The sequence below is a fragment of the Paenalcaligenes sp. genome, from assembly GCF_030152715.1.
Classification (GTDB): Bacteria; Pseudomonadota; Gammaproteobacteria; order Burkholderiales; family Burkholderiaceae_B; genus Paenalcaligenes; species Paenalcaligenes hermetiae.
Genome location: NZ_JASLIX010000082.1, coordinates 1 through 4472, shown reverse-complemented (window position 1 = coordinate 4472; position 4472 = coordinate 1). Strand labels below are relative to the sequence as shown.

The window sequence follows — 4472 nt, the reverse complement described above, 5'->3', positions numbered from 1 at the left end:
TGGGAAGAATGCCTTTGGAAAGCGCGTGTACTAGGCACCCCTATTTCCTATGAGGAATAAGTATGCATAAGCGCTCCCCTGACTTTTGCTTAATTGAAACTATGCGTTTAGAGCGTACTGGGCAAGTTCTACGTCTAGCGTTGCATTTACAACGACTACGGCGCTCTGCGCAACAATTGGGGTTTAGCTATGAGCATAAAGCTATTCTACAAGCCTTAGCCCCCTCGATGCGGCGTCGCTACCACTCAGCCCAGCGCTTACGTCTTAGTCTGGCTTATAACGGTGCCATCTCTATACAACAGGCACCTCTTACCCCCACGGCAACGCCTGTGCTCCTGCACTTGTCTCCTTTTTCAGCGCAGCCCCAGCCCCTCTTACGTCATAAAACGGATGCGCGTCACCACTGGCACACAGGGGAGCAATTCCTTGCCCAACACCCAAACTATTTTGATGTCATCTATTACGATCAACACGGCTATTTAACCGAAGGGACACGTACGAATATATATCTATGGACAAATGGGCAATGGGTAACACCACCCGCCACCCAAGACTTATTAGCCGGCGTACAACGGCAATATCTCATCAATAAAGGCTGGGTACAAGAACAACCCATTCACTACCAACAGCTTCTGCCCTCTAGCCGATTACGCGTTTCTAATGCTCTGCGTGGCTGGCTAGATGCTACCCTTTACTAAAAAAGAAGATAATCAAGCGCTGCCTGTGCTGCCGCAAACCCCATCGGGGCCGTTACGGTTACACTCGACCCATACCCCGCGCAGGATAAGCCTTGGGGTGTCATGATCTGATTCTGCCACGCGGCAGGCATCACGGCATTCTCCTCTACCCACAATACATCTACCCCCATTTTAGGGATACGTGTTTTGGCGGTGACCTTTTCGGCTTTGACCCTAGCAAAACCATGCTCCTTACGTAAGCGCGAACGCAGCTTTGCTAGCATGGCATCATGCGTAGCCTGAGACAAGTCTCCTCGTTTTAACGCTAAAGGATTACGCTTTCCGCCCGCTGCTCCACAAACTATCAGTTTAATTTTTTGTTTTTTCGCCGCTAGTATCATAGCAATTTTGGCATCGGCCTGATCCGTACAGTCAACCAATACATCAGGCGAGCGCTGCAAATAATCATAAATATTAGCCGCTTCAACAAAATCATCAATAAGCTCCACCTGACAATGAGGATGGATGTCCAAAATACGCTGCCGCATGGCTTCGATTTTAGATTGTCCTATTGTGGAACCTAAGGCTGGTAACTGCCGATTAATATTCGACTCACTGATGTGATCCATGTCGATAAGCGTAAGACGCCCCACTCCGCTACGCGCCAAAGCCTCCACACACCAGCTCCCTACCCCACCAATGCCCGCCACCATGACATGAGCGGCCAGCAAATCACTTAATCGTCCTTCTCCGTATAAGCGATTTAATCCACCAAAACGTCGCTCCAGCTGTTCTTGCTGCACCACTATATATTCCTTATATGATTTCGCTAATGCTTAATCCTAAGTTTATACTTTAGGTAATAAGCACATAGCACACAAACACATCAAATACGCTATGTTAATCTTTTTGACTTAACGCTGTATCGCAATGACCGTTTTTACCTCGCCACCTGCTGCACACCATTTTAAAAAACTCACGCCAACGGAGCTAGAGCATTCCATGTGGCAAAGCTTAACTCACTGGGATCAAAAAAGTGACGTCTGGGTGTTTGCTTACGGCTCACTTATTTGGCGCCCAGATTTTGAGTATGTAGAGCAACGAGCAGCTACTCTACACGGTTACCACCGTTCGCTTTGCTTATGGTCACGGATCAACCGTGGTACCCCTGATACGCCCGGTGTGGTTTTTGCACTCGATCAAGGCGGAAGCTGCGAAGGCATCGTCTATCGTATTGCGGCAAATCAGGTAAAGCACATTTTTCCAACTTTATGGCAACGCGAAATGCCTAGTGGAGCGTACAATCCTAAATGGGTAGATTGTTACCTGGATCCGCATACTGTGGTCAGTGCACTGGCTTTTGTCATTAACCCCAATACCGATGCCTATGTACCCACCATGCCCTTGGAACAACTACGCCAAGTCATTCATGCTGCACATGGTTTAAATGGGCCGTGTATTGAATATGTGCTAGAAACGGCCCATGCTTTAAAAAAAGCAAACATTGCAGACCCAAAACTTGAACATCTTGTGCAATATTTATAATTATGAGCCTTGCCGACTTCCGTAACGAATACGATAAATTCGATTTACCAGAACACCAGCTCACAGCGCACCCGCGCGACCTTTTCCAGCGTTGGGTAGATGAAGCCATTCGTCTTCAAGCCCCCGAGCCTACCGCCATGAGCTTATCAACTGTAAGTAGCGATGGGATGCCTAGCTCTCGTATTGTTTTGCTCAAAGGCTTCGATGAGCACGGTGTGCAATTCTATACCAACTACGAATCCCGTAAAGGCCAAGACCTAAAACAAAACCCAAAAGCTTGTTTACTTTTTTTCTGGCCCACACTGCAGCGACAAATTCGCCTAGAAGGACAAGTCCAGAAAATGCCAGCTGCGCTTTCCGCTGCCTACTTCAATAGCCGTCCCTTACCCTCACGCATTAGTGCCATGGCCTCTCCCCAAAGCCAACCCATCACTCGTGCCGAGCTCGAGCAGCGCAGCGATGCCCTTAGCCAGCAGTACGGAGACAATCCCCCCTGTCCTGAATTTTGGGGTGGCTATTACCTCCAGCCCGAGCGCATTGAATTTTGGCAAGGTCGAACCTGTCGTCTACATGACCGCTATCTCTACCAAAAACAAGAGCAAGGCTGGTCTATCCAACGTTTAGCACCATAACTCATACTCATCAGACAAGCTTGTTTCTGCTATGTAAAACCCGTCGCTTAATTAGGCAGCACACGGCACATGCGTTAAAATTAAATTTTGTGTAAAAGGCTAAATCCATCCTATATTAGATGGGTTTAGCACTTTTTATTTTGAGGCAAAATGAACGATTACATCTTAACCATTTCCTGTCCAGACACCACAGGAATTGTGCACTCGGTAACAGGCTGGCTCTTAGAACGACAAGGTAATATTGTAGAAGCAGAGCAATTTGGTGACGCCGAAACCCAACGCTTTTTCTTACGTATCCACTTTAGCCTACCTCAAGCAAGCCAGGTCCAGCAGCTCCAACAAGCTTTTGCTCCCATCGCTAGCCAGTATCAAATGGATGCGCATATTTACGATGCTCAACAAAAAGCGCGTGTTCTATTATTAGTTAGTCGCCAAGGGCACTGCTTAAATGATTTGCTCTTTCGCACTCATGCAGGACAGCTTCCCATTGAAATCGTTGGTGTGGTCTCTAACCACACAGACCATGCCTCGCTAGCAGCATCGTATCAGGTACCTTTTCATCATTTACCTGTTACTCCAGAAACCAAAGCTGCTCAAGAAAAGCAGATTCTACAACTTGTCGATGAACTCCAAGTGGATTTAGTCGTTTTAGCACGCTACATGCAGATTTTGTCTCCTGAAATGTGTCGGGCTTTATCTGGGCGTGCCATCAATATTCACCATAGTTTCTTACCCAGCTTCAAAGGTGCGCGCCCCTATCATCAAGCGCATGCTCGTGGCGTAAAAATTATTGGTGCAACCGCCCACTATGTCACAGAGGACTTAGACGAAGGCCCTATCATTGAACAAGATATTGAGCGCGTCAGTCACGACATGAGTCCTAATGAGCTTACACAAGTCGGAAGCGACGTCGAATCTCTCGTCTTAGCCCGCGCTGTTAAAGCGCATGTAGAACATCGCATTTTCTTAAATGGACAACGTACCGTAGTTTTTAAGTAAGCTCATATACTCTTGCCCTAGCAAAAAGGCATCATGATCATGATGCCTTTTTATTTATTCTAATTACTCTAAAGAAGGAGTTTGATTTTCAAACAATGCAAACCAACCCTTAGCTATACGATAAATCAGCCAAACAAAAGCCATTACACCGGTTAACCAGCCAATAAAAATCACCAATAGCATAGCGCTTAGGCCTATCCACAAAACGCCCCACCAAAAGGTTTTAATCAGCCAATCAAAATGCGTAGCGTAAACAGTACCTGCTACATCACTACGTTTATAATATGCCACCACAACCGCAGCAATCATTGCCGCACCAAACACAGGAGCTCCGATTAGGCCAAGCAAAAATACTGCATATAAGGCATGCGTAAGATGCTTAGGAGAAAGGCCAGATTGTGGTTCAGGCATAGTAGATTGGGACATGCGTTCCTCCAAATGCTAAATAAATCAGACTGCTATAATTAGCCTATTCTACCTTGTTTAAAAGCACACAGGCATAAAAAAACCCCCATCGGATCACCGATGGGGGTTTTTGGTATAAGAGCTTGACGATGACCTACTTTCACAGGCGTACGCCCACTATCATCGGCGCTAAGGCGTTTCACTGTCCTGTTCG

6 protein-coding genes are annotated in these 4472 nt (G+C 46.8%); 4 read left to right on the top strand and 2 right to left on the bottom strand.

The genetic code is table 11. The features are described 5' to 3' along the window. Positions 1 to 62: 62 nt before the first annotated feature. On the top strand, positions 63 to 698 hold the full coding sequence (locus Q1V74_RS06600; protein WP_300647593.1) for an aminotransferase class IV: 636 nt from the start codon (positions 63 to 65) through the stop codon (positions 696 to 698). Here the strand turns inward: Q1V74_RS06600 and Q1V74_RS06595 are convergent. Then, positions 695 to 1480: a tRNA threonylcarbamoyladenosine dehydratase gene (locus tag Q1V74_RS06595; RefSeq protein ID WP_300647592.1), complete on the bottom strand. Its 786-nt coding sequence runs from the start codon at positions 1478 to 1480 to the stop codon at positions 695 to 697. The genes Q1V74_RS06600 and Q1V74_RS06595 overlap by 4 nt on opposite strands. A gap of 127 nt (positions 1481 to 1607) precedes the next feature. Here Q1V74_RS06595 and Q1V74_RS06590 point away from each other — a divergent pair, with 127 nt between their 5' ends. The 3 genes from Q1V74_RS06590 to purU all read left to right on the top strand — a co-directional run bounded on the left by Q1V74_RS06590 (position 1608) and on the right by purU (position 3853). Then, positions 1608 to 2222, top strand: a complete 615-nt coding sequence (locus tag Q1V74_RS06590) for a gamma-glutamylcyclotransferase (protein WP_300647591.1) — start codon at positions 1608 to 1610, stop codon at positions 2220 to 2222. Between the two features lie 2 nt (positions 2223 to 2224). Then, positions 2225 to 2854, top strand: coding sequence for a pyridoxamine 5'-phosphate oxidase (gene pdxH / locus Q1V74_RS06585; RefSeq protein ID WP_300647590.1), 630 nt, complete (start codon positions 2225 to 2227; stop codon positions 2852 to 2854). Between the two features lie 150 nt (positions 2855 to 3004). Continuing rightward, positions 3005 to 3853 carry a formyltetrahydrofolate deformylase gene (gene purU / locus Q1V74_RS06580; RefSeq protein WP_300647589.1) on the top strand — a complete coding sequence of 283 codons (849 nt, stop codon included), beginning with the start codon at positions 3005 to 3007 and terminating at the stop codon, positions 3851 to 3853. A gap of 63 nt (positions 3854 to 3916) precedes the next feature. Here purU and Q1V74_RS06575 read toward each other — a convergent pair whose 3' ends face one another. Continuing rightward, the gene (locus Q1V74_RS06575) at positions 3917 to 4279 is read right to left on the bottom strand and encodes a hypothetical protein (protein WP_300647588.1); all 363 of its coding nucleotides are present in this window, start codon (positions 4277 to 4279) and stop codon (positions 3917 to 3919) included. Between the last annotated feature and the right edge of the window lie 193 nt (positions 4280 to 4472).